Below are 23701 nucleotides of genomic sequence, written 5' to 3'. Positions count from 1 at the left end.
GATATGATTGTATTCATCCCTTCTCTATACTTTTCGCTGAAACGATGGCGTCTATAGTATGGACGCCGTCAGGCGTTTCTTCTTACATGTAAAAAAACAGAGAAAATAAAGTTATGATTGGATCGATGCAATGATTAATTCAGCAATTTGTTTCGGATGAGTAATTGGAGCCAGATGACCTGCGCTAATTTCAAAACTGCGCCAACCTTGTTCGGCTGCTTCAGAAGCCGTTTGATGAAACATTGGGAATTCCATGCAACAAATATAAGAACGAGACATTTGTGCTTGTTTTTCCAAGGAGTAGTTGAGTTTCTCCATATGTGTTGATAGCGGCATTCTGGTTAGGAAGGGAGTAATGGCTGCAGAGATTTCGGTATCGTTTAATCCAAATGTCTCTACAGGCGGCGGCTCAACTAAGGAGGGGTTCCATGACAAGAAATGCTGCATGAGGGAATATACTTCTGGATAATGGTCTACGACAGACTCGCCTGATTCGGTAATAAAACCGTCTACAATTACGATATCGCAACTGACTCGACCGAACAAACGATCTGCTGCTCCCGCAGCAACCATTGCTCCATAGCTGTGACCGACCAGCACAACGTTCGTAATGTTCTCGAACAATATAAGATTTACAATATCCTCGATATGCACGGATAAATTAATGTCCCCAGTCAGCAAATGTTTGCGTTCGCCAAGCCCAGTTAAAGTCGGAGCCAGAACACGATACCCTTTGGCAGCCAATTGATTGGCGACTTCTCTCCAACTCCATCCCCCTAACCAAGAACCATGAATGAGGACAACCGATGGATTCTCTGAAATCTCTGCATCGTAAAACATAGTACGTTCACCCTCCTATTATTGTTCACCATTAGTGTGTATGTTCACTATATGTGAATGTTTTTAACATAATTATAACGACGTTTATCAATTTTGCAACTATTTTCAGAACAGATGTCAACTTAGTTCACAAATAAAGGGGAGGGGTGAAAAGCACCGCGCGTTGCCTAGATAAACGTCCTTGTCCCTTCCTTGCGAAAAAATATCAAATCTATTACTATTTAGACAACATCAACAAATGTATGGGTTAGAACACTACTTTAAGGCAGGGTGAATGCATGAAAGAGATGGAAGCTCCAAATCGATTAATTTCCTCCTCTCAGGGAATCCAATCTCTAGAGATCGCTTTTTCTATACTAAAATGTTTTAAAGAGGCGAAAGCCCCCTTGTCCGTATCGGAAGTGTCCAAAAGAATGGATATGCCGAAGAATAAAATTCATAAATACCTGGTTAGTTTTACAAGAGTCGGCGCTCTTATTCAGAATAAAAAAGACTCGACTTACGCCATGGGGCCATCCTTAATCGAGTTAGGCTTGGTCGCGCTCCAACAATTCGATGTTGTCAAAATCGCCAAACCTCATATCCGAGAATTCAGCAAACAAATCAATCATTCCGTAGCGCTTGCCATCTGGAGCGAGGAAGGGCCGATAATTGCTGAATATGAAAGAAGCGATAAACCGATACAGGTCGAAATTCAAGCCGGCTATCGCTTTCCATTGTTGATGACGGCCCTTGGTAAGTGTTTTGCCGCTTTTCTTCCGTTCTCGCAGGTTCAGCCATTAATACAACGGGAGATCGACAACTATCAACTTGACGAGGAGATGGTGAAGCAGGAATTGCAGACGATTCGAGAGGAACGAGTTTCCTTTCGCAATACGCTGTTTGGCGGAATACCTGGGAGCATGTCAGTAGCAAGTCCGATTTTTGACTACACGGGAAACATGGTTGCCGCACTTTGTCTCATCGGATTTACTGGCGAAATCGATACTAGTCCATCCTCAATAAATGTACTCAAGCTCAAGGAAAAAGCTAATCAAATAACCAATCAACTGACATAGGGAAAAAAGACGCTGCGCTCATCGACCGCAGTGTCTTTTTTTTATGTAACTTTTCCTTGCATGAGAAACAAAGTTAAATTATAATGGGCTCAGATCACTAATAGTGTATAACGTTCACTTATAGTGAACTAAAAAACTAAAGAATAGGAGCTGTTCAAAAATGAATCAAACTTTCAAAGCAGCTGCCGTTCAAGCTGCCGCCGTCTATTTGGATCTGGATGCGACGATTGATAAAACGTGCAGGCTCGTGGATGAGGCCGCAGCTAACGGTGCTAAGGTTATTGCTTTTCCGGAAGCGTTCGTACCGGGATACCCTTGGTGGATATGGCTTGGCAATGCCGACTATGGAATGAAGCATTACATTAGGCTGTTCGAGAACTCCGTTGAAATCCCAAGCAAATCTATTCGGAAGTTATCTGAAGCGGCCAAACGCAACAAGGTTTATTTCTGCGTATCGGTCACCGAGAAAGACCGCGGTTCCTTATACCTGACGCAGTTATGGTTTAATCCTAAAGGTGACTTAATCGGTAAACACCGTAAATTAAAAGCAACGAATGCGGAGAAGATGATCTGGGGCGACGGCGATGGAAGCATGATGTCCGTGTTCGAGACGGAGTATGGGAATCTCGGCGGGTTGCAATGTTGGGAGCACCTCATCCCACTAAATCTCTCGGCAATGGCTTCTATGAATGAACAAGTGCATGTTGCCTCCTGGCCAACAGGATTGCCATATGATGGCCATTTGTTCAGCATCGAGGTGTGCGAAATTGCAACGAAGTACTACGCGATATCTAATCAAACCTTCTGTCTGTTGACTTCCCAGATTTGGACAGAAGAAATGAGAGATATGCTCGGAGAAACCGAGTACCAAAGAAATTATATGAAGATTGGATACGGCTTCGCGAAGATCATCGGGCCGAACGGTCATGTGATCAGCAATACGCTAGAGCATAACGAGGAAGGTATCGTGTATGCGGACATCGATCTCAAACAAATCATTCCCGGTAAATTCCTGATCGATCATGCGGGACATTATTCCACTCCCGGCTTCTTAAGCTTAACTTTCGATAAATCCGTTCATGAGCCCGTAAAGGTGATCGGCGAATTGAAGCCAAATGTTATCGGTTACGAAGCTATTCAAAATAGCTAATAACAATTGTCGGAAAGGACTAATTAAAACCATGAATAGCAGTCTTGAACGGAAAATTACCGAACTCGCATGGAGAGACCCTTTGTTTGCTGAAATGATTGAAACGGATCCGCATCGAGCGCTGGCGCAAATAGGGGTAGAAGTGCCCGGAAATGTTAAGCTTGACATTCGGAGACAAAGGAGAGACACCCTATACTACGTTATTCCGCCTTATTCAGAGGAACCGGAAAAGGCCGATACGGTCATTAATCAAATGGATCTATGGCAGAGTGCCGAGTTGTTCGTCTGGATCATGCCTCAGAAGCTGAAAGTACAACTCTTGGCGATGCGACAAAGCTACAGGAGGAATAACCCCTAATGGATCAACATGATATTTTTACCGGTCATTACCGATTGCTTCAACGAGATCAAGCTGCCCGCCAGCGCTTAATGAGTGATCCAAAAGCAGGATTGGATGAGTATTTTGGATCAGGCACGGTACCTGAAGGGGAATTTCGAATTGAAATTATCTCCCAAGAACCGGATACCATTACGCTCCTCCTTCCATCGCCCATAGAGGAAGATACGGGCAATGAGGCATTGGATGCTGCTTGCCGCCGTATCTATGACATCTTGTTTACAGACGGAGTGGGGGGATATCTGATTCCCGATGATTCCTTAACCTGGGTACTTCGAGATATGCGCTCTAAAGTACTCGATCGCTCTCTGGGAGAATAAATGAAAATGATAAACAAGAATGTTACGTTTAGGATGAAGGATTATTTTACTGCGAGCATTCAACTCGATGTACGAATGCTTGAAGGTATTTATGCTTCTGAATTCGAAAGCGTGCGAACCGATCTCAAGGGACAGCTTATCCTTATTTCTAGAGAGCAACTTCTTCATAAAGTTCTCCAATTGAAAAAACAGAAGTTGTCACTTCCCGGTCTGAATAAAATCGAATTTTTAGGAATATCCGAATATGGAGACATTTGTTCGCTCATATATCGGATGGTTAAGGGAGAGGAGCAAGCCATTCATCATTATGTCTGGCAACAGACGGATAATCAGCATTTTATGGTTAGGCAGTTTACGGTGGAACAGGATTTAACTTATTTGCTATAACGATAAATTGGAGGATTTCATATGAAGAAAATAAATCCCGATACCCTTACGAGTACAGTGACGAGTCTGATATCGCAAATCGTCGTTGCTCCTGTTTCTCAGCTAGCCTTTATTTCCGGGCAAGTCGCGTTAAATGAAAAAGGAGAGCTTATCGGAGAGGGGGACTACGGGCTGCAGGCAAAGCAAGTGTTTACTAACGTAAAGCTCGCATTGGAAGCAATTGCGACCGGGCCGGAGAATATCGTACAAATGAAAATTCATGTCGTGAACCATAAGCCCGAGTTGGTTGATTCGATCTTTAGAGCAGGCTTTGAAGTATTCGGCGACCAGTGGCCGCTTACGGCAAGCACCTTTATAGGCGTTCAGGCGCTTGGCTTTGAGGAATGGTTAGTTGAAGTCGATGCTATCGTATCCATTTCACACTAAGAGAGGAGCAAATAAGAATGAATTATGACGTTATTGTAATTGGTGGAGGACCCGTTGGAATGATGTTGGCTGAGGAACTGGCATTGGCTGAGGTTAAGGTTTGCGTATTGGAAAAACTAGAAGCCACTACGCCTTACTCGCGGGCACTTAGCATCCATCCCCGTACATTAGAGATGTTGGACTTGCGGGGATTGAAATCGGAATTGTTGAAGATTGGCAAACCTCTCCCTACAGGCCATTTTGCAGGTTTGGAAACTCGGTTGGACTTTACAGTCATCGACTCTTCCTCTAATTATTCCTTGTTTATCGCCCAGTCGGAAACGGAAAAGGTGCTAGAACAGAGAGCGAAGGAACTTGGCGCCGATATTCGCCGCGGAATGGAAGTATTATCGGTAACTCAGAGCTCCGATTCTGTCGAAGTTATTGCTTCCGGAGCTAGCGGTCAAATTACATTAACGGCAGCTTATGCGGTTGGCGCCGACGGAGCAGGCAGTATTGTACGAAAGCAGGCCAACATTGCCTTTAACGGAACGGATGCAACACTTACTGCGGTTCAAGGGGATGTCGTATTTAAAAATCCGCCGAAAACGAGCGTCGTTTCCAGCTTTAATGAAAAAGGAATGATTATGATTGTCCCCGTCTCGAAGGAGTTGCACCGTGTCGTCTTTATCGATCCGGAAAGAAATTCAATACCGAAGGACGAGCCCGTTACTTTGGAAGAATTGCGCTCGGGTATGATCCGCATGTTAGGGGATGACTACGGGATTTCCGATCCCAACTGGATGACTCGTTTCGGCAATGCAACCCGTCAAGCGGAGCGCTATAGGGAAGGAAGACTGTTCCTTGCGGGGGACGCCGCTCATATTCATTTCCCAGCCGGCGGACAAGGAATGAATGTGGGCTTGCAAGAAGCAATGAATCTTGGATGGAAACTAGCTGCCGAAGTGAAAGGATGGGCTCCCGAGGTGTTGCTGGACAGTTACCATACGGAACGCTTCCCCGTTAATACGGCATTACTTCGAAATACAAGAGTACAAACCCTATTGTTCGGCACCGATTTTTCACCTACAATGATTCACCTTCGCAGAATGATTTCGGATTTGTTACAAAGTCCGGATGCAAACTATCGCTTAGCCTGTCAAATTGCGGCCATGGATGTTCATTACAACGAACAAGAGAATGTATCGTCACATCTTCTAAATGGCAGCCGATTTGCAGAGATAAAATTACTTTCACAGAATGGCGATGTCTTCAGCAGTTATGAGCTATTCCGTGATGGTAAGTATATATTATTGAATCTAGCTTCGGATAATATTACAAAAGACATCGTTAGTAATCTGCAGCACCAACATTTCAAATTCGTAAGTGCAACTTTGGCTGAACAAGCCATAGGCTGGGAAAATGTTCACACTGCATTGATTCGACCGGACGGATATATTGCATGGGCAATCTCTGCAACCGAAGCCGATTTAATTAACCGAATGGAGCAAGGAATTGAGCAAATCAGCAGAGGCTGAACCTTTCTTTGCCTATATTGTTTTTGGGGAAACAATATTCTGCCCGGAAGCATTTTAACAAAGCTTTCCGGGCAGAAGCTTTTTAATTGGGGGAGTCATTATGAAGAAAGTTCCTGTCGTTTACATTACTCTCACATTATCAGCCATTTTTTGGGGAGCAAACTTTAACGCCGGAAAGATTGCTGTAGAAGTGATGAGCCCGACACAAGTGGCAGCTTGGCGATTTATTATAGCTGGTGTGGTCATTCTCGCTTTGTACTGGGTAAAGGAGCGACCCACTTGGTCATTGATCAAACCCTATGCTCTGATTTATCTCCTAATGGGGATCGTCGGGATCTTTTTAATGAATATTTTCTTGTTTAAAGGGTTAGAGGCTACAAGCCCCATCAATACATCATTAATAACGGCTACCAATCCGATGCTTACGATTTGCCTGTCTGTTTTCATATTGAAGGAGAAAATTAACTTTCGTCAACTTGGAGGAATCGTGATCTCTTTCTTGGGAGTGTTATTAGTGCTTACGAATGGTTTGCTGACTGAACTGGGATTAATCTCGAAAGGTGACTTATACGTATTGCTTGCAACTGCACTCTGGTCTTTGTATGGAATCCTCGGTAAAAAATATGTCGGCAACGGTTCACCTCTTGCAACAACTGCCATAACAATGGCAGTAGGTGCATTGTTCTTTCTGCCTTACTCTTCAATTACGACGGGGGAAGCCACTTCAGCTAAGGTCATGGAAGCATGGCTAGCCGTGATCTTTATGGCTTTATTCTGCTCTGTACTAGCTTATTTATGGTGGAATCAAGGTATATCACGTATCGGCACTAATAAAACGTCTTTGTTCTTTAATATCGTTCCCATCTCAACAATGGCTATATCTGCCTTATCGGGCGAAAGAATAGGTACGGCTCAGCTAATTGGCGCCCTTGTCACCATTTGCGGGATTATCTTGTCGACGAGGACTCCGAAATCAAGGCGCCCTGAATGTTTTATGCGAAACAATAATGTATAATGGAGAGGAGAGTCATGCATAGAGGGGACGAAACGGATGCAGCCAACGGATCTATCTAAACAGTGGATATTCAAAAACTTTATACATCTTGTTAGCCAACAGGAAATGAGGGATAGCAAGTTCGCAGTCCGAATGCGCGAAGAGATGCAAAATTTCGAAAAGGAGTTTGGCGAAAAGAGCAATCTGACTCTGTCGGATATTCACCTAATTGCATGTATCGGAGATTTCTCCCCGATCAATGTAACCTCCATTTCCGAAAAAACCGGATTAACGAAAGGCTCCATCACAAGAATTAGTAAAAAGCTGTTGAAGCTTGAACTGGTAAAAAGACAGCAGATTAACGATAATAAAAAAGAAGTTTATTATAGCTTGACTCCAAAAGGCCAAAAAGTTCATCTTATTCACAACCGAATCCATCTTGAAATTGAAGAGCGCTTTATGAAGTTTTTGGATAAATACACAGATGAACAGCTCAATTTTGCGAGAAACCTAATGCAAGATTTGACGGAATGGGATTATTAAGCAATTTGTACGGTGTAGGAACAACAACGGCAGTTTATAACAAGATGCCATTTTGTGTCGGAGGACAATCAGTAAGCGTTAAGTCCTCCCCGTCTACGTCCCCTTCACTGCCTATGAGATAATCCTCCTCAGAATGAATACCGAGAGGGATTTTTCATGGAAGAATGAATTGAAAACGGAATCCAGGATGTTGACCTGGATTCCGTATTGTAAACCGACCACACATTAAATATCCCTCCTTCTCTTATATTTACCTTATATCTTGGAGGTTAATAAGAATGCAGGATGAGATTTCAGAAGTTTAATGGTTATCCTTCGTATAACTGTACATAACAAAAAGAGCCCTACATTTTAGAGTAGGCCTCTTTTGCATTGAGTGCTGTCGCGCCTTGCAACACTTCAATTACCTTATTCTATTAATTTTAATCAAATAGTAAAACCTCTTTAATGCTTAATCTGGATGTTTATGATCGATTGAAGCGGGATATTGAAAGATTCCTTCCCAGCAACGGATATCTTCACCCTCGTAATTACGCATTAAAGTAATGCCGCTCCCAACACCTTTCTGAGTGATGGAATTTTGATCTAATTCAGGTTTGAAATAGGGATTAGTTAAATCAATTCCGCGTGCATGAAGAACGAGTTGTTCTCCAATGACACCAAATTTCGCTTTCATCTAGGGAAGATTGGCAGTTGCTAAATCACCAATCGTATAAATTCCTAATCGGTTAAGATTACGTTCCATTTGTCGTCCTACTCCCCAGCAGTCACGAATTGGAAATTTCCACATTAGGTCAGGGAATGTTTCGTATGTGACCTCAGCGATATATCCAGTCTCTTCACTATGCTTACTTATGCAATCAAGACAGCTCATACTCTGAAAATAGTTCTGTCCGATTCCTATGGCTGTTGGTAAACCGAGCTCTGATTTAAGCGTTTTTTGAATTGTTTTGGCTGCCATCAACTTGTCACCAAACAGGCTCTGAGAGTCATACGTGTAAAAAAATTCATCAATGGAATAAATTGAAATACACTCCATTGGTCCGAAACGATTCAGGAGTTTTGGAACTAACGATAGGCTGAGCCTATCATTCGCAACGAGAGGGAGAAGGCGAAGCTGACTTTGTAACGAAATGGCTAATAATAGGACAGAAAGTTTAAAGATGCCTCATTTGGAACGTTTCATCATTCGCTTACACTATACGTGATACGAAAAAGGGATGGTGAGGGCATGGCGAAAATAACGGGGATTTCCTGCATACGCACGCGTAAAAACGGTACTTGGACGATCGTGAAAGTTCAGACGGACCAAGACGGGCTTTATGGGATCGGATCAGCTTCCGATGTTTACAATCCCGAGGCCGTGGTACAGGTTATCGAGCAATTGCTGGCGCCGCTGCTGATCGGCAAGGACGCAGCTAATATTGAGGATTTATGGCAGACGATGTATATGAGCGGCTATTGGAGGAACGGTGCGATTCTGCATACCGCAATCGGCGGCATCGATATGGCTTTATGGGATATTAAAGGCAAGGAAGCGGGATTGCCGATCTATCAGCTGCTAGGGGGAGCCAGCCGTGCTGCAGTTGCCTGTTACGGGCATGCTGGAGGTTCGGATATCAGCGAACTGAAGGAAGATGTGCAGCGGTATATGGAGGAAGGTTATTCAGTTATTCGCGTTCAAATGGGCGGCTACGGGGGAGGCGGCTTCATTGATGCGGGCAAAGCGAATCTTCCCGAGCGTCCATGGACGAGTGGGCCAGTATTTGACGAGCATGCTTATTTAAATGCCATTCCGGCTATGTTCGAGCAGCTTCGGGTAGCATTCGGCATGGGCATCCAATTCACGCATGATGTGCATGAACATCTCTCACCGATTCATGCCATACAGCTGGCGAAGCGCGTCGAGCCGTATGGTTTGTTTTTCCTGGAAGATGCGCTGGCTCCCGAGCAGATCGGCTGGTACCGGCAGCTGCGTCAGCAAAGCGCGACACCGCAGGCGGTAGGCGAGCTGTTCGTTAATCCGCAGGAGTGGATGGAGCTTGTTAAGGAACGTCTTATTGATTTCATCCGCGTTCGCGTCTCCAAGGCTGGCGGAATCAGTGCGTGCCGTAAGATTGCTGCGCTATGCGAAGCTTTTGGCGTACGGACAGCCTGGCAGGAAGGCGGGGAGAACGATCCGGTTAATCAAGCAGCCGCCGTGCATTTGGATATGGCGGTCTGGAATTTCGGGATTCAAGAGGTCAACCACTTCAGGCCGGAGGAGCTGGATGCTTTCGAAGGGCATGTCGTAAGGAAGGGCGGATACCTGTATCCTTCCAACAAGCCGGGACTTGGCATAGAGCTGGATGAGCTGAAAGCACGGCTTCTCGTCGGCGAAGACTGGAACCGGTCTGCCTATCATAATCCTTATCATCTAGACCGCAAGGCGGACGGCACTTTGGTACGTCCGTAACTATGAGCGATATACGGAGGGGTTATTCAGCATGAAAACAATTGCAGTAACGGGCGGAAGCGGGAAGCTTGGATTCGCGGTTATTCAATCGCTGCAGCAGCAGGGCTACCAGGTTGTGTCACTGGACAACCAGCGATCGAATGAGCTGCGCTGCAAGCAGATAAAGGTAGAGATGAGTGATTTCGGACAGGTCGTGGCTGCGCTTCATGGTGCGGATGCCATCATTCATTTGGCGGCTATTCCTGCCCCGCTCTTTCACACTACCCCGTATATCTTCGCGAACAATACGATTGCGGGCTATCATATTTTGGAAGCGGCTTCGATTCTCGGCATTCGAAAGGTCGTCATGGGCTCAAGCGAATCCTCTTATGGCTTTGCTTGGGCGCCGCAGCCCTTCGATCCCGATTATTTGCCGCTCGATGAGGAACACCCTCAGCAGCCGCAGGAATGCTACGGTTTATCCAAGGTAGTGAATGAGCTGACCGCTGAGATGTTCGACCGCAGAAACGGGCAGCAGACGATCTCGCTGCGCTTCTCCATGATAACGAAGCCTGACGATTACAAGCGTCTTTCAATCAGTAAGCCGGAAGCGTTTAAAAATATTATGTGGAGCTATATCGATATACGCGATGCGGTGAGCGCATGTATTGCGGCCTTGCAAGTCGAGGACCGCGGGGCGATCAGCCTCAATATTACGAGCAGCGATACGCTTAGCGACTGGGAAACCGTACGGCTGCTTGAGAAGTTTTATCCGGAGGTTGCGGATCTTCGCAGCTCCTTTGAAGGGCGGACCGCTATTGTGAGCAACCGGTTGGCGCAGGACGTGCTTGGCTGGCGTCCCAAGCATTCTTGGGCGGATACCGTAGAACCAAGTCAGCAGGTTTAGAAGAGATAAGAGGAGGAGGCGAGCAAGACTGCCTTTTCCTCCTTTTTTGTGATTGCTGGAACAACAAGGTCGGGATCGTTATTTATGATAGGCGGCACAAGCAAATTGAGCTAAACCGTAAGCGCTTACTTATAGAGGGTGTTAGATCATGAGAATCCGCCTTTACAGGCTAAATTTTGACTGTAAAAGAAAATATCGCCTCATATTTGCCGCAAGCGCGATGCGTTAACATTAGTGGTAGCAAGAGGAAGAAAAAAGTTACGAGAGGTGAGTGTGGGTGGGAAGCATTACGTTCAGCCATGTCTACAAGCACTATAAAGGGGAGTCGCGTCCGGCGGTCAACGATTTCCACCTTTCGATTGAGGAAGGAGAGTTTCTGGTGCTTGTCGGTCCGTCCGGCTGCGGCAAATCGACAACACTGAGAATGCTCGCGGGCCTGGAGGAAATAACCGAAGGCGACCTGTACATTGATGAGAAGTTCGTGAATTATGTCTCGCCTAAGGATCGGGACATTGCAATGGTATTTCAGAATTATGCCCTATATCCCAATCTGACCGTATACGAGAATATCGCGCTCGGACTTAAGCTTCGCAAAACAGCGAAGCATGAAATCGAGCTGCGGGTAAATCGCGTCGCCAAAATATTAGAGATCTCCCATTTGCTGGAACGCAAGCCGAGCCAGCTGTCGGGCGGACAAAAGCAGCGTGTGGCGCTTGGCCGCGCCATTGCCAGGGAACCGCAGGTGTTCCTTATGGATGAGCCGCTGTCCAACCTCGATGCCAAGCTGCGCGCCCAAACCCGTGCAGAGATCATCAAGCTTCAAAGCGACCTGAAGCGGACGATGGTTTACGTGACGCATGATCAGGTGGAAGCGATGACGATGGGGACGCGGATTGTCGTCATGAAGGACGGCGTCATTCAGCAGGTTGCACCGCCGCGCCAGCTCTACGATGAGCCGGCCAACCTGTTTGTAGCCGGATTTATCGGCTCCCCGCAAATGAACTTTTTGGAAGGCAGTCTCGTGCGGGAGAACGGAAGCTATTATTTCCTGAACAAACGGTTAAAGCTGCTCGTTCCTGAACGGTACTATCGCCATTTCACTGCAAAGCCGGGCTCGCTTCGCAATTGCGTGATGGGCGTACGCCCGGAGCATGTGCAGTTGAAGCGCGAGGAGCAGGGCATGCAGGAAGATGAGTTCTCGCGCTGCTTGGTAGAGATGACAGAAGTAACAGGCGCAGACTCCTATGTGTACGTCAAGGTTGGCGAGAAGACAGTGATCGGGAGAACGGAGCCCGAAACGGTGTATGAGAAGGAAGAAAAGCTGGTCATCGGCTTCAACATGAACAAGGTTCACTTCTTCGATGAGGAAACCGGAGTATCCTTGGCTGCTGGAGGAACGGAAGCATGAAGAGGATGAGGATGCTGAGCACCTTGCTTCGTTTGACTCTGGCTCTGGCGCTCTTATTCGCAGGCTTGCGCTGGATAACGGCAGGCGAGCCGGTCCTGCATGCAACCTCCGTCAGCACGGAGAAGCTGTTATCCTTCGAGAGCAAGCCTGAGGAGCTGCCCTATGCGAAGCTGATGCTGGAGCATCCGGATGCAGCAGCGGTCGATGAAGCCTTGAAGCCGATAGCGATCAAGGCGGCGGAGTATGCAGCGGCGGCGGACGAGGCGGTTCTCCATAAGGATACGGAGGAGCAAGGAGCTATCCGATGGGAGAATGAGCAGGGCTGGATCGAATGGGCGTTCCTAGCACCAAAGTCCGGCTGGTATGAGCTGCATGTCGATTACAAGCCGCTTGCGGGGGGGAATGCCTCCGTCGTACGCGGCGTTCAGATTGATGGGCAATATCCCTTCGTCGAATCTGGACGCATCGAGCTGGAGCGGCTATGGAAGGATTCGAAATTCCCTTATGACCGCAATGAAATCGGTCAGCAAATCAGACCGCCCCAACAAGAGCTGGCAGGGTGGAGCATGAAAGCGGCAAGCGTACTATCCGCGTCATCGGAGCCGCTGCTCTATCACCTGGAGCAGGGCGAGCATCGCTTGCGGCTGGTTGGCGTGCGAGAGCCGGTTGCGCTACGTGTGCTAACCTTCAAGCCGAAGGAAGACATACCGAGTTACGAAAACTACAAGCGCTTACATCCGCCTGAAGCGGAGCTGCCAGCTGACGCAGAGCATTTAGGCTGGTCCAGCATCATTGAAGCGGAGCAGTTCAAGCAGAAGTCGAGCTTGGCCATCCAGACGGATTTCTGGTCGGAGCCTTACATTTCGCCCGATCCGAAAGGACGCATTACCTATAACGTGCTTGGCGGGCAAAGATGGCGTCTGCCGGGTGAATGGGTGGAATGGGAGCTGAATGTGCCGGCTGACGGCTGGTATGAACTCGATCTCAAAACGTTCCAAAACTATCGAAACGGCTTCGAGGCGTACCGGACGATCTCGATCGACGGGAAAATACCTTTCCAAGAGCTGCTTCATTACGGCATTCCGACAGAGAAAGAATTCGTCATCGGAACGCTTGCCAATGAGGAAGAAACGCCATTTCGCTTTTATCTCGAAAAGGGATCGCACACGCTTCGCATGACAGTCGATTCTTCGATGGTCCAGCCAGTCTATCTGGCACTAAAGGAGACGCTGGGCCAGCTTGCCGCATTCGATCGCCATATCCGGCTGTTGACGGGCAATTACAGCAAATCGGGCTTTGATGCCAATACCGATTCCACGCGGACATGGGATATGCGCAGGCTTGAACCGGATGTCGAGCAGAAGATGGCCGGCATTGTGAACCAGCTTACGGATATCCGCAATTATATAAACGGATTGAACAAAAAGGATTCCGATTTGGCGGAAGCGATTAAGGGCTCCGTCGCCATCCTTGAGGATATGCTCGAGGATGTCAACGAGATTCCGAACAAAATCAATGACTTCTCTACGATTCAGAATAATATTGGAACTTGGATGGCGACGCTGACGCAGCAGCCGCTGCTGCTCGATTATATCGTCGTGCGCACGCCGGAAGCGGAGACGGGGCTTAAGACGGCAAGCACGCTGTCTCGCATTCCTTATTCAATTGCCGACTTTGGACGCTCCTTCTATATGGATTACGATACGCGCAAGCATAACCGCAAGGAGGCGCTCACCATTTGGGTGCAGCGCGGACGCGATTACGTGGAGCTGCTGCGCGAGATGGTGGATCAGGACTTCACGCCGCGGACCGGAATAGAAGTCAATATTAACCTGATGACGAATCCCAATATGCTCATACTCGGCAATGCAGCCGGGGATGTGCCGGATCTTGCGCTTGGCGTGGGCGAATCGACGCCAGCCGACTTTGCCATGAGGGATGCCGCGCAGGAGCTTTCCGGATTTCCTGGATTCGAAGCTGTTTTTGATCGGTTTATTCCTGGCGTTAGCCGCTCGCTTAGCTATGACGGAGGCATATATGGACTGCCGGAGGTGCAGAACTTCCAAATGCTTTTTTACCGGACTGATATTTTGGAAGGCTTGCAGTTAAAGGCGCCGGATACATGGGAGGATGTATTCGACATCTTGCCGACGCTTCAGGAAAACGGGATGACCATGAACTATCCGAAAAGCGATTTCTCCACTCTTTATTTCCAGAATGGGGCAGAGGCTTATACGCCGGATGGGCTCAAGGGAACGCTGTCCAGCGATGCCGGCCAGCAGGCGTTCAACCGCTGGACGGAGCTTTACCGCAAATATAATCTGCCTATCGATATCCCGGCGTTTTTCCAGCATTTCCGCGACGGCGATATCCCGATCGGCATTTCGGACTTCAATACGTATGTACAGCTGCTCGTTGCAGCTCCGGAAATTACGGGGCATTGGAAGATTGCGCCGCTTCCGGGCATGATGCAAAGCGATGGCGAAGTGGCGCGTTGGTCGCCGCAGGGCATTTCCGCCGCGATGATGATGAAGAAAAGCGAGCGGAAGGACGATGCATGGGCCTTCCTCGAGTGGTGGACATCCGAGAATGTGCAATCGCAGTATGCGAAGGACATCGAATCGTTCTATGGCATCGAGTTCCGATGGAACACGGCCAATACCGATGCGATGAGAGCGCTAACCTGGCCGAGTGAGGACTTGGCAGCGCTTCAGGAGCAGGCGAGGTGGGCGAAAAACATGCCTTACGTACCCGGCTATTATTTCCTGACGCGCGAGATGGAATTTGCATGGAACCGAACCGTAATGGAGGGAATTCCGGCGCAGGAATCGCTGGAGCAGGCGCAACTGTCGCTGCAGCGGGAGATGGACCGGAGGCAGGGCAACTTCGGCATTAAGGCCGGTGATGATCTTCATATTCCGCAAATTACGAAACCTTACGAATGGGAGGAATTGCAGAAATGAATACGCAGCTTGCTCCCAGCCTAGAGAGGCCGAAGCCGAAAGCGACGGCGTTGCGGGCGAAATGGAATCGATTCTGGCGAGAGATACGGCGCGATGCCTTTGTGTATCTGTTTCTTGCGCCGTTCCTCATTTGTTTCCTGCTCTTCATCGTCATTCCGGTCATTATGGCGGCGACGCTCGGCTTTACGTCCTATGACGGATTCGGCTCGCTGCGCTTTATTGGGGTAGCCAATTATATCAGCTTATTCACGCAGGATATCATTTTCCTGACGAAGGCCATTCCGAATACGTTTCTGTTCGCGCTGATCGTTGGGCCTGGCGGCTATATTTTGGCTTTTGTGTTCGCCTGGCTCATTCACCAGCTGCCGATTCGTATTCGCGACTACTACACGCTTGCCTTCTATGCCCCTTCGATGGCGGGAGGAGTTGCTTTGTCGGTCGTATGGATCGCTGCCTTCAGCGGCGACCGCGTCGGTTATTTCAACAACTTCCTGCTCGGAATGGGCTGGATCGACAGCCCGGTAATCTGGCTGCAGGACCCGAAATATTTGCTCAACATTATGATCATTGTGTCGCTATGGGTAAGCTTCAGCGTCGGCTTTCTAGCCATGCTGGCCGGACTTCAGACGGTGAACCGCGAGCTGTACGAGGCGGGCCGAATCGATGGCATTTCCAGCAGGCTGCAGGAAGTGTTCTACATTACGATTCCGTCGATGAAGCCGCAGATGCTGTTCAGCGCCGTCATGTCGATCGTCGGCACGCTGAAGGCGGGCGGCATTTCCACCCAGCTTACGGGGATGGCAATTACGCCGTCTTACTCCGGGCATTTGATCATCAACCATATCGACGATTACGCTTTTATCCGTTTCGAGCTCGGTTACGCTTCCGCGGTCTCGGTTATGCTGCTTATCTTCAGCTATTTCGCCATGAGATTCGCTTACCGGCTGTTCGGATCAAAGGAGGAGCTGTAAACGATGCTTCGGAAATTTCGCAACATAACGCCGTTTCAAGTCATTCTGGTGACCGTATTTACCGCGCTTGCCGCGTTCATGTCCCTGCCGATCGTCTTCATTCTCAACCATGCGTTCAAGCCGCAAAATGAGCTGTTCCTGTTCCCGCCGCGGTTTCTCGTTCAGAATCCGACGATGCGCAATTTCGAATCGCTCATTCTCCATGCGTCGAATGCAACGGTACCGTTCACCCGGTATTTGTTCAACAGCCTTATCGTTGCGGGCTTGACGCTTGGCGCTGTCATTATCGTGAGCACGATGGCGGGGTACGTGCTTGCCAAATATCAATTCCATTTCAAACAGCTGATCCTTGCGCTCATTACGTTATCCTTGATGTTCGCACCGGAGACGGTCGGGATACCGCGGTATTTGATCATAAGCGGGCTAGGCATAAACAATACGTATTTCGGCCATATCCTGCCGGCACTGGCTTCTCCGATCGCGGTGTTCATGCTGGTCGGCTTCATATCCCAAATTCCAGGCGAGCTGCTGGAGGCAGCGAAGATCGATGGCGCAAGCCATCTCGGCATATTCGCCAAGATCGTATTGCCGTTGTCCACGCCAGCCATAGCAACGATCTCCATTTTCACTTTTCAAGGCGTATGGGGCGATGTGGAAACCTCCACGCTGTTCATGCAAGAGGAAACGATGAGGACGCTGGCCTTCTATGTCAACAGCCTGCTGAGCGGACTTCAGAACAGCGTCGCGGGCCAGAATGTTGCCGCAGCCGCTGGACTGCTCATGTTCGTGCCCAACCTAATTATATTCCTGCTCTTCCAGCGAAGAGTGCTCGAGACGATGGTTCATTCCGGCATCAAGTAATTCCATTAAGCAAAGGAAGTCGTAACGATGAAGAGATTTCTACTATTCCTGCTTCTTGCGGCGACCTGCATGCTTGCCGCGCCGGAAGCGATTTATGCGGAGCTCCCTTACCGGACAACGTACTATGACAGCAATCAAGCGGCTTGGCTGCGCATTCAGCCGGTATATGCGCCGGCGGAGACGAAGGGTCCGCGATTCACTGAGCCGGTTGACCTGCAAGTAGGAGCGGACGACAAGGTTTATGTGGCGGACAAAGGAGCAAATAAAATCGCCGTGCTGAGTCCGGAAGGCGAGCTGCTGCTCTCCATCGGCGCAGAAGAGGGAGAGGGCATGCTTAGCGCGCCTGAAGGCTTGTTCGTAACGCCGGAAGGACTTATCTACGTAGCGGACTCGGGGAATCAGCGTATTGCCGTATTCGGGGCAGACGGCAAGTTCGTTCGCGACTACAAGAAGCCGGCGTCGACGTTTCTGGAGCAGGAGCATTTTGTACCCGTAAAGCTGGTCGTTGATCGCCGCGGCGTCATGTATATCAGCTTGAATTCCTCCTATCAGGGGTTACTGCGGATGAACGGAGAAGGCGAATTTATGGGCTACTTTGGCGCTAATAAGGCTCAGCAAACGGTGCTGAACTGGCTGAAGAAGCTCATTCTTAACAAAGAACAGCTCGCCAAGGAGCTTGCCAGCCTTCCTCGGCCGATCTCGAATGTCGCACTGGATTCAGACGGATTCATCTTTACGGCTACGGCGGCAGGCTTCGGGCAAGGCGCTATCCGCAAGCTGAATGCAGGGGGCGTTGACGCTTTTAAAAACAAAACACTCGTGAACGGGCATGGCATTGTTGATGTCGCAAGCGATTCGAACGGTTTCTTGTACAACGTAGATATGGAATCTGGCCGCGTGAACATTTATGACCAGAATGCGGAAGCGCTGTTCGCCTTCGGTTTCATCGACAATGAAACGCAGCAATACGGCGTACTTGGATATCCGACGAGCATTGGCGTAGATTCCAAGTTTGGCGTATGGATAGCCGACAGCCGTACGGGAACTATCCATAAATTTGTCCGGACCGAGTTCGGTAGCGACGTGATGCAGGCACTCACGCTGTATTTGGCAGGCAAATACGAGCAAAGCGAGCCATATTGGGACCGGGTCTACGCCCGCAACGATATGTACAATGGGGTCTTTCAAGGACTTGGCAAAGTCTATCTGCATGATAACAATCATGAGGCTGCTTTGTCTTTCCTAAAGACGGCATTTGATACGAAAGGCTACTCCAAGGCTTTCTGGGAAATCCGGCTGGACTATTTGCAGAAGCATTTGATTGGGCTGGCGGCGGCAGCCGCTGCGGTTCTGCTCTTGTTGAATTATGGCGGCAAGGCTATTCGCAAACAGTTCAAGCGCCGTCCCTTGCCTGATGCATGGCAGCGTCCGCTTGCCGATATCCGCAATTTATGGTTCGTCATGCTTCATCCCTATCAAGGCTTCTACAAGCTGAAGGAAGCGAAGGTATCCGCTTGGATCATTGCCTTTATTCTTGCGGCCGTTATCGCTGTGAAGGTCGGAACGATTTATCTTACGGGCTTTCTCTTCCATCCCGTGGAGCTGTCGCAAATCAATATATGGGGTAGCCTTGGCTTGTTCGTGGTTCCTTGGCTGACCTGGATTATTGCCAATTATCTTGTATGCAGCGTGAAGGATGGGGAGGGGAAATTCAGGGAGGTTATCCAAGGCAGCACGTATGCGCTCGCACCTTACCTGTTTTTCTCCATTCCGACCTTGATCCTATCCAATTTGGTCACGCTTGACGAGCGGGTTATCGTCGATTCGCTGAATACGGTCATGTTTCTATGGATGGGCGTCATGCTGATCGTGATGACGCAGGTTATCCATAACTTCGACTTTTTGGAGACGCTCAAAAATATCGCGATCACCGTGTTCACAATCGGCACGATATGGCTGTTTGCATTCCTCGTGTTTGGCCTGTCTTACAATTTATACGATTTCTTCTATCAGCTTTACAAGGAGGTGACCTTCTATGGTTGAGCTCATCAAGCGCACTTCCCTTCGGGTAAAGCTTGCCGCAACTGTGTTTCTTTTGCTTCTTATCGCAACGGTTATCGTCCTTTTTCAGAGCAACGAGCTGTCGCCTGCCAAGGCACTGGAGCTTGCTGGAATTGAGGAGCCCTCGGCCACGATTTCTCCGCTCTTTGAAGGGGAAGCCTGGAAGCCGCAACCGGAAACGGACGGCTTCGCCGAAGCGCTGGAAAACGATGATTTCGCGCTTTACATCCATCCTGCCAGCACGCAAATTGCTTTGGTAGACAAACGGAGCGGCTACAGATGGAGCAGCAATCCTGCCGAGGAACAGCTTAGCAGCGAAACGGTTAAGGGGGTATTGCTGGCCAATCTGAAATCGCCGTTCGTGCTGACCTACGTCAGGACGCAAGGGAAGGACCAGACGATTCGCGAGGTGCTTAACGCTGGCGATCCCAAGGTCCAAACGACGCTGGTCAGAAACGAAAAAGGGCTGCAGGTTTCGTACCTGTTCACGGAAAAGCAGCTTGGCTTTACGATTCAATACGAGCTTACGCCGCAGGGGCTAAAAGCACGGATTCCAAGTGCAGGCATTAAAGAAGAAGGGGAATATTCGGTCTTTACGGTGGACCTGCTCCCGTATTTCGGCGCAGCAACCACAGAGGAAGACGGCTATATCTTCGTACCGGACGGCCCAGGCGGGCTGATTCGCTTCGATAGTGAACGTGCCGGGGTATCCAGAGGTTATATCCATCAAGTATACGGCCTCGAATTAACCAATACGGGCAATTGGAGCCGTTCGGGAGAGAGACGGGAAAATATCGCGTATCCGGTGTTCGGAATGAAGCGAGGCAGTAATGCTTTTATGGCCGTGCTGACTAAGGGTGGCGATTCCGCGAACATCGCTGCGATGCCGCCTGGACTCAAATCGGGGCTCTACAACGTGTACACCAATCAGATCTACCGCGAGGAATATTTGTACCGGATGAGCCGGCTCGCGGCGCCGCTCAAGGCAGTGCAGAAGCAACGCCTGCAAACGGACAGGGAGATTGAATATCGATTTCTGAACGATGAGGATGCCGATTATGTGGGCATGGCGACAGCCTACCGCGACTATTTGACGGAAGCAGGCAAGCTGAAGGAAAAGCTGAAGCCAGTGGAGCATACGCCGCTCTACCTGAAAATTATGGGAGGCAGCTATACCGAAGCTTTTAGCAAAATCAAGTATATGACCGCAACCACCTTCGCACAGGCGGCCCGCATCGTCAACGATCTTCGCAAGGAAGGCGTCGCTAATATGAAGGTCGTCTACTACGGCTGGCAAAACCAAGGGGAATACGATTTGTATGACCGCTTTCCGATCGAGGAGTCGCTTGGCGGTGAAGCGGCAGCGAAGGATTTCTTAGCCGAGATGAAAGGGAAAGGCGTCGATGTGCTGTTTGAGGACGACTTCGTATGGATCGATTCGGAGAACTCGGATTTATCCGGCAAGACGAATGGCATACGCGGCATCGATGAAACGGTGTTTATCGACGAGGGCTGGTTCATCAGCAAGCCGGCGCGGACCGTTGCGATGGCTTATCAGACGATTGAGAAGCTGAAGAAAATTGGCGTATCCGGCATGCTGTTCAACTATTTGGGCGAAATGGTCTTCCACGATTATGACCCGTCAGGCATCGCCACCCGTGAGGATACCATTGCCGTGTATGACGGTCTGCTTGCTTATGCGCAGAAGACGTTAGGCTCGGCAGGCGTTTACCGCGGCAACGATTATACAGTCGGCCAAACCGATTATATTGCCGGGCTTCCATCGGAATCCAGCTACGATTTCATGGTAGACGAGACGGTACCTTTTTATCCGATTGCGCTGCATGGCTATGTCTCGTATTCGTTCGGAGACGGGAATTTGAGGAACGATGTGGAGGCCGAGTTCCTGAAAGCAATCGAGTACGGAGCGATACCGTCCTTCTTTCTGACCCATGAGGATTCCAGAACGCTCAAGTACACCTCGGCGAGCTTCCTGTTCAGCAGCAAATACGAGAAATGGACGTCACGCATTCTGAAGGAATATGCGGATTTTGATTCCCTTGCGCCTGTTTTCTCACAGACGATCGTAGACCATGAGAAGCTGTCGGAGACTAGATTCGCAACGGTTTATGAGGACGGCACGCGCGTCGTTGTCGATTACGGTACGAACACATTCACGGTAGAGAAGGGGGCGGGCGTCTAATGCAAGCAAAAGCTAAGGGACGCGCTGCGCGCCTCTATCTCTGGAAGGGCTACGGCATGGGTCTGCTGTTCATGCTGCCGTGGATCATCGGGTTTGCTTTGTTCGTGCTCATCCCGATCAGCTGGTCCTTGTTCATGTCATTCAACAAAGTTCAAGTGGCCGTCGGCGGCTTCAGATATGAATGGATCGGCATGCGCAATTACCGCGACGCGTTTCTCAAGGATAATGTTTTCCCGATAGAGCTGATTACGTATATTCAGGAAATGCTGCTGATGGTACCCATTATCGTCATATTCGCACTGCTGATCGCCTTGATGCTCAACCAAAAGTTTCCGGGCAGATTCATTTATCGGGCATTGTTTTTCTTGCCGGTCATATTCGCGACAGGGCAGGTGCTCTCCGAGCTGTTCCTGCAAGGCGCGGGCGATATTCCGTTTCTCGAGCAGTATAATTTGCTGCCGCTGGTTGAGGAGTATGTCGGCAAGCAATTCGCGGAAACGGTCATGGCTGTTCTTGGCAAAGCGATTCTTATTCTGTGGTATTCAGGCGTGCAGATTCTTATTTTTATCGCAGGCTTTCAGACGATTTCGCCGACCATATACGAGGCTGTACGCATCGACGGCGCGTCGCCTTGGGACAGCTTTTGGAAAATAACGCTGCCGGCATGTGTACCTTTCATCAGCTTGAATGTGCTGTATACGATTATCGATCTGTTCACCTTCCCGCTTAATCCGGTTTTGAAGCACATCAAAGACAATATGTTTAAGGTCGATACCGGCTATGGTTACGCCAGTGCGCTCGCGTGGATTTATTTTGGCATTATTTTCGCGCTGATCGCCATCGTATTATGGCTGTTCAGCCGGAGCCTCAAGACTAGGAGGGCGCATTCATGATTACCGCAATGAAGTCAGAGCTGTCCAAAGCAAGCCGCAGCATAAGAGGCGTGCTTTGGAGCCGAAAGGCGCAAAAAACGAAAATGCTTGTGCTCGGCCGAAGCCTCTCCGACGGCTTGCTCGCCAAGCTTGTCATCTATTTGCTGCTGTCCATCGTTGCTTACCTATATTTGCAGCCGATTCTGTACATGGTCAGCACGATGTTCAAGAACATGAGCGATTTGCTCGATCCGACCGTGAAGTGGATTCCGCGTGAAATTACCTGGGAGAACATTTCGAAAGCGCTCAAAGGGCTGCAATATCCGGAAGCGCTTCGCAATACGGCGTTAATCTCGGTTACCTGCTCGCTTGTGCAGGTCATCATCTGCGCCATGACCGGCTACGCGCTGGCTAGGCTGGCGCTGCCGTTCAAGGGACTTTTCACCGCCCTTATCATTTTGACCTTTTTGATTCCGCCGCAGGTCATTATCATTCCGCTATATGTCATTTTCAGCAAGCTTGGGTTATTGAATTCGTTATTTGTTTTTCTTATTCCAGCCTTATTCGGGCAGGGGCTCAAAGGGGCGCTATTCATTCTGATTTTCCGGCAGTTTTTCAAGGCGCAGCCGCCAAGCCTGGAGGAAGCGGCGAAGCTCGACGGCGCATCGACGGCAAGATTGTTTTTTGGAATTATGCTTCCGCTTGCTAGATCGGCCTGCCTCGTCGTCTTTCTCTTCTCGTTTATTTGGTATTGGAACATGTATTACGAGCCGTCGATGTTTCTGAGCAAAGGCTTTACGCCGCTGTCGATTCGCCTCGATATGCTGGAGGAAGTGCTTAATCCATCACTGCTAGGCAACACACGCACCATTGTGAATCCGATTACGGAAAGCACCAAAATGGCGGCTGCATTCTTCATTATTCTTCCGCCGATTCTCGTATTCATGTTTCTGCAGCGCTGGTTCGTAAGCGGAATCGAGAGAACGGGCATTGTCGAGTAGGGAATGCGGGATGCTGAGGAGGTGATGCGGCGGCGATCAGTTCGAAGCGGCATGGAAACACGAGGGGAAGGCTCATGGAGCAGCGTTTGCTTGACAGAGAAGCGGTAAGCGCTTACGAAAGCAGAAGGCAAGACGGAGCAGATGCTTACGAGGCAAGTTTTGCTTTAAATACTCATGCGATGAGTATTTGTACCACAAAACTAAGTTTAAGCTTACGAAGCAAGTTTTGCTTTAAATACTCATGCGATGAGTATTTGTACCACAAAACTAAGTTTAAGCTTACGAAGCAAGTTTTGCTTTAAATACTCGTGATGAGTATTTGTAACACAAAACTAAGTTTAAGCTTACGAAGCAAGTTTTCCTTTAAATACTCGTGACGAGTATTTGT

23 protein-coding genes are annotated in these 23701 nt (G+C 49.0%); 20 read left to right on the top strand and 3 right to left on the bottom strand.

Features of this window, described 5'->3' with window-relative positions; translation table 11 throughout:
* Positions 1 to 111: 111 nt before the first annotated feature.
* Positions 112 to 840, bottom strand: coding sequence for an alpha/beta fold hydrolase (locus AB4Z29_RS14700; RefSeq protein WP_441943793.1), 729 nt, complete (start codon positions 838 to 840; stop codon positions 112 to 114).
* Between the two features lie 278 nt (positions 841 to 1118).
* Here AB4Z29_RS14700 and AB4Z29_RS14695 point away from each other — a divergent pair, with 278 nt between their 5' ends.
* The 9 genes from AB4Z29_RS14695 (at position 1119) to AB4Z29_RS14655 (ending at position 7632) form a co-directional block, all read left to right on the top strand.
* On the top strand, positions 1119 to 1898 hold the full coding sequence (locus AB4Z29_RS14695; protein WP_441943792.1) for an IclR family transcriptional regulator: 780 nt from the start codon (positions 1119 to 1121) through the stop codon (positions 1896 to 1898).
* 160 nt (positions 1899 to 2058) lie between these two features.
* Positions 2059 to 3048, top strand: coding sequence for a carbon-nitrogen hydrolase family protein (locus AB4Z29_RS14690; RefSeq protein WP_441943791.1), 990 nt, complete (start codon positions 2059 to 2061; stop codon positions 3046 to 3048).
* Positions 3049 to 3079: 31 nt separating this feature from the next.
* Entirely contained in the window at positions 3080 to 3406 is a 327-nt protein-coding gene (locus tag AB4Z29_RS14685; protein WP_046233181.1) for a nitrile hydratase, read from the top strand.
* Positions 3406 to 3765 (top strand): hypothetical protein, encoded by a 360-nt coding sequence (locus AB4Z29_RS14680; RefSeq protein ID WP_441943790.1) that lies wholly within the window; start codon positions 3406 to 3408, stop codon positions 3763 to 3765. The genes AB4Z29_RS14685 and AB4Z29_RS14680 overlap by 1 nt, the downstream gene beginning before the upstream one ends.
* A gap of 6 nt (positions 3766 to 3771) precedes the next feature.
* Positions 3772 to 4152 carry a hypothetical protein gene (locus AB4Z29_RS14675; RefSeq protein WP_441943789.1) on the top strand — a complete coding sequence of 127 codons (381 nt, stop codon included), beginning with the start codon at positions 3772 to 3774 and terminating at the stop codon, positions 4150 to 4152.
* A 21-nt stretch (positions 4153 to 4173) separates the two neighbouring features.
* Positions 4174 to 4578 carry a RidA family protein gene (locus tag AB4Z29_RS14670; protein ID WP_441943788.1) on the top strand — a complete coding sequence of 135 codons (405 nt, stop codon included), beginning with the start codon at positions 4174 to 4176 and terminating at the stop codon, positions 4576 to 4578.
* 17 nt (positions 4579 to 4595) lie between these two features.
* Positions 4596 to 6095 (top strand): monooxygenase, encoded by a 1500-nt coding sequence (locus AB4Z29_RS14665; RefSeq protein WP_441943787.1) that lies wholly within the window; start codon positions 4596 to 4598, stop codon positions 6093 to 6095.
* A gap of 100 nt (positions 6096 to 6195) precedes the next feature.
* Positions 6196 to 7110, top strand: a complete 915-nt coding sequence (locus tag AB4Z29_RS14660; RefSeq protein WP_441943786.1) for a DMT family transporter — start codon at positions 6196 to 6198, stop codon at positions 7108 to 7110.
* A gap of 132 nt (positions 7111 to 7242) precedes the next feature.
* Complete coding sequence (locus AB4Z29_RS14655; protein ID WP_441943785.1) at positions 7243 to 7632, top strand: MarR family transcriptional regulator; 390 nt, start codon at positions 7243 to 7245, stop codon at positions 7630 to 7632.
* 451 nt (positions 7633 to 8083) lie between these two features.
* Here the strand turns inward: AB4Z29_RS14655 and AB4Z29_RS14650 are convergent, their stop codons facing one another.
* Positions 8084 to 8308 carry a hypothetical protein gene (locus tag AB4Z29_RS14650; protein WP_441943784.1) on the bottom strand — a complete coding sequence of 75 codons (225 nt, stop codon included), beginning with the start codon at positions 8306 to 8308 and terminating at the stop codon, positions 8084 to 8086.
* A complete protein-coding gene (locus tag AB4Z29_RS14645; RefSeq protein WP_441943949.1) occupies positions 8309 to 8689 on the bottom strand; it encodes a Y-family DNA polymerase in 381 nt (126 codons plus the stop codon).
* A 174-nt stretch (positions 8690 to 8863) separates the two neighbouring features.
* Here AB4Z29_RS14645 and AB4Z29_RS14640 point away from each other — a divergent pair, with 174 nt between their 5' ends.
* The 11 genes from AB4Z29_RS14640 (at position 8864) to AB4Z29_RS14590 (ending at position 23615) form a co-directional block, all read left to right on the top strand.
* Complete coding sequence (locus AB4Z29_RS14640) at positions 8864 to 10087, top strand: enolase C-terminal domain-like protein (protein WP_441943783.1); 1224 nt, start codon at positions 8864 to 8866, stop codon at positions 10085 to 10087.
* Between the two features lie 31 nt (positions 10088 to 10118).
* On the top strand, positions 10119 to 10973 hold the full coding sequence (locus AB4Z29_RS14635; RefSeq protein ID WP_441943782.1) for an NAD-dependent epimerase/dehydratase family protein: 855 nt from the start codon (positions 10119 to 10121) through the stop codon (positions 10971 to 10973).
* A gap of 277 nt (positions 10974 to 11250) precedes the next feature.
* Entirely contained in the window at positions 11251 to 12381 is a 1131-nt protein-coding gene (locus AB4Z29_RS14630; RefSeq protein ID WP_441943781.1) for an ABC transporter ATP-binding protein, read from the top strand.
* A complete protein-coding gene (locus AB4Z29_RS14625) occupies positions 12378 to 15344 on the top strand; it encodes an extracellular solute-binding protein (protein WP_441943780.1) in 2967 nt (988 codons plus the stop codon). Before AB4Z29_RS14630 ends, AB4Z29_RS14625 begins: the two co-directional genes overlap by 4 nt.
* Positions 15341 to 16315 (top strand): carbohydrate ABC transporter permease, encoded by a 975-nt coding sequence (locus tag AB4Z29_RS14620; RefSeq protein ID WP_441943779.1) that lies wholly within the window; start codon positions 15341 to 15343, stop codon positions 16313 to 16315. Before AB4Z29_RS14625 ends, AB4Z29_RS14620 begins: the two co-directional genes overlap by 4 nt.
* A 3-nt stretch (positions 16316 to 16318) precedes the next feature.
* Positions 16319 to 17176 (top strand): carbohydrate ABC transporter permease, encoded by an 858-nt coding sequence (locus AB4Z29_RS14615; protein WP_441943778.1) that lies wholly within the window; start codon positions 16319 to 16321, stop codon positions 17174 to 17176.
* 27 nt (positions 17177 to 17203) lie between these two features.
* Positions 17204 to 19219 (top strand): YIP1 family protein, encoded by a 2016-nt coding sequence (locus tag AB4Z29_RS14610; protein ID WP_441943777.1) that lies wholly within the window; start codon positions 17204 to 17206, stop codon positions 19217 to 19219.
* Positions 19212 to 21440: a DUF5696 domain-containing protein gene (locus AB4Z29_RS14605; RefSeq protein WP_441943776.1), complete on the top strand. Its 2229-nt coding sequence runs from the start codon at positions 19212 to 19214 to the stop codon at positions 21438 to 21440. The genes AB4Z29_RS14610 and AB4Z29_RS14605 overlap by 8 nt, the downstream gene beginning before the upstream one ends.
* Entirely contained in the window at positions 21440 to 22333 is an 894-nt protein-coding gene (locus tag AB4Z29_RS14600) for a carbohydrate ABC transporter permease (protein ID WP_441943775.1), read from the top strand. The genes AB4Z29_RS14605 and AB4Z29_RS14600 overlap by 1 nt, the downstream gene beginning before the upstream one ends.
* Positions 22330 to 23313 (top strand): carbohydrate ABC transporter permease, encoded by a 984-nt coding sequence (locus tag AB4Z29_RS14595; RefSeq protein ID WP_441943774.1) that lies wholly within the window; start codon positions 22330 to 22332, stop codon positions 23311 to 23313. The genes AB4Z29_RS14600 and AB4Z29_RS14595 overlap by 4 nt, the downstream gene beginning before the upstream one ends.
* A gap of 74 nt (positions 23314 to 23387) precedes the next feature.
* Positions 23388 to 23615 carry a hypothetical protein gene (locus AB4Z29_RS14590; RefSeq protein ID WP_441943773.1) on the top strand — a complete coding sequence of 76 codons (228 nt, stop codon included), beginning with the start codon at positions 23388 to 23390 and terminating at the stop codon, positions 23613 to 23615.
* The last annotated feature ends 86 nt before the right edge of the window (positions 23616 to 23701 follow it).

It is taken from the genome of Paenibacillus sp. 2TAB23, from assembly GCF_052115165.1.
Taxonomy (GTDB): Bacteria; Bacillota; Bacilli; order Paenibacillales; family Paenibacillaceae; genus Pristimantibacillus.
The sequence above is the reverse complement of the archived record's forward strand: the minus strand, read 5'-3'. Positions and strand labels throughout refer to the sequence as shown.